General features: G+C 38.3%; 2 protein-coding genes. Both read left to right on the top strand.

All coding sequences use genetic code 11. From position 1 onward, the window contains the following. Positions 1–216: 216 nt before the first annotated feature. Positions 217–1770, top strand: a complete 1554-nt coding sequence (gene istA / locus WAM07_RS02430; protein ID WP_422164474.1) for an IS21 family transposase — start codon at positions 217–219, stop codon at positions 1768–1770. A 1-nt stretch (position 1771) separates the two neighbouring features. Continuing rightward, positions 1772–2416 (top strand): IS21-like element helper ATPase IstB (istB, locus tag WAM07_RS02425; RefSeq protein WP_422164472.1); only part of this gene is annotated, 645 nt, incomplete at its 3' end.

Genomic DNA, 2416 nt, shown 5'->3' with positions numbered 1-2416 from the left:
CGTAATACATATTCAAACCTAAATCAAAAACTAATTCAAAAAAAGTGATAAACACTAAAGCTATTAAATAAGGTGAAATTTCTTTTACATAGGAATGTAACTGCTAGACTAAATTTAACAGTTTCCGCTTGATAGAATTGAACACTTTTTCATCAATTAAACCATCTAGTCAGGTAAACTAATCAAGTACATTAGTTTCTGGGTGGGGGTTAAGGAGTGAAAAGGTTGGAAAAACATGTTTACGTTCATCAGTTAAGAAGAGAAGGGTTTGGTATAGCGGCGATTGCTAGAAAATGCGATCTTTCAAGAAACACCGTTTATACATATTTGGAGATGGACTTTCAAGAAGCAAACGAATGGGTTGGGGAATTAAGCACTAGGAAACGTAAGCTAGATACTTATCAATCTCAAATCTTAGATTGGCTTAAAGAGCACCCGGATCTTTCTGCCTCTCAAATATCTGATTGGCTGGCGGAACGTTGTTCCTTCACAGAAATTGGGGAAAGTACAGTGCGAACTTACGTGAAAGAACTTCGAGAGAACTACCATATCCCCAAGGTTCTTCATACCAGAACGTTTGAATCGATAATCGATTTACCTATGGGTAAACAAATGCAAGTTGACTTTGGAGAATTGAAAGTAAAGAGTTCTGAAGGAGCATTCGTTAAACTGTATGCCATTGCATTTGTTCTCTCCCACTCTCGTTACAAATACATTGAATGGCAAATTCGTCCTTTTACGACTAGAGATGTATTACGGGGGCATGAAAATGCTTTTGAATATTATGGAGGAATTACGGAAGAGATTGTTTATGATCAGGATAAGTTAATTGCGGTAAGCGAAAATGGCGGGGATATTATATTTACGGAGGAGTTCCAAGCTTATAAAACCAACCGTAACTTCCGCGTGTATCTCTGTAAGAAAGCTGACCCTGAATCCAAAGGAAAGGTCGAAAGCGTGGTGAAATTTGCGAAACGAAACTTTGGAAAGAACAGAGTCTTTCATAACCTTGAAAAGTGGAATGAGCAATGTCTAGCTTGGTTAGAGCGAAAAGGAAATTATCAGATCCATAACAATACAAAAAAGAGACCTGTCGAAGTGTTTGCCCTGGAAAAGCCACACTTACGAAAAGTCTCTATACCACTCTCTTTCGAGAGTACCCTTAATACAAGTATAGCAAGAATGGTGCATAAGGACAATGTCATTAAGTATAAATCTAACCGTTACTCTGTTCCGTTAGGAACTTATGTTTCAGGAGAAAAAAATATGGTTTATGTCCAAGAAGAGAATGAAAAGCTCATGATTAAAAAAACAAAAGATGGTGCCCTTTTAGCTACTCATGTGATCCATCTTGGCAAAGGAAAGCTAATTAAGAACAACGATCATTCAAGAGATCGTTCCAAAGGTATCGCTGCCTATATGGAGACGCTAAAGAAACCATTTGAGAATGAGGATAAGATTGAGGTTTTCCTAAAGGAAATCCATCAGCGTTATCCAAGGTATATACGAGATCAACTCCAAATTCTACAAGGTGCTGTAAGGAGTTATGAACCCTTTATTAATCAAGCTATTACGATTTGTGTTCAGGAGAATTTATGGAGTGCCAATGATTTTCTGGATGTAGCCAAACATCTTTCTAGAATGGAGTTAAAAATCAATACTACTCAAGAATATGAAGAAATTCCCGCCCAAGTTCCTACGGAACTAATCAAACAAAAAGCAACTTTAAGGGAAATAGACGGGTATCTTAAAATTCTTGGAGGTGTTTAATGTGGGAGGATCAGTCGAACGCCTTCAAGAACAATTTCATCACTTAAGAATGTCGGAGACATCCAAAGAGCTCCCTGCTTTCCTCAGGAAAGCAGAAGCTCACTCTTGGACCTACCAAGAATTGCTTCATGAACTTCTCAGCTATGAAGAAAAACGCCGAGAAGAAAAGACGATCCAAAAACATTTGAAGTGGGCCAAGTTTCCTTACGAGAAAAGCCTGGCCGAGTTTAAGCATGACGAACAACCATCACTTAGCGAGCGTCAGCTTAGACAGTTGAGAGATCTCTTATGGTTAGAACAACTATATAATTTGATCTTTCTCGGTCCTCCTGGTGTAGGGAAAACTCACTTAGCTATTGGGTTAGGGTTAGAGGCCATTCAACAGGGTTATCGAGTAGCGTTTATATCTATGGGAGAGTTAGTCCCATTATTAAAAACAGAAGAATACGTCCGTAAATCGCAGCTGCGCCTCAAACGAATACGAGAATCTGATCTAGTTATCATTGATGACCTGATGTATATGGCTATGGATCAACATGAAGCTAATTTGTTTTTTCATTTAGTCAATCACTTATATGAACGAAGTTCTATCATACTGACTTCCAATAAAGGACCTGAGGAATGGGGAGAATTACTCGGTGATCAA

The sequence above is a fragment of the Halobacillus sp. genome (genome assembly GCF_049282395.1).
Taxonomy (GTDB): Bacteria; Bacillota; Bacilli; order Bacillales; family Halobacillaceae; genus Halobacillus.
This window is presented reverse-complemented; position numbering and strand designations above follow the sequence as displayed.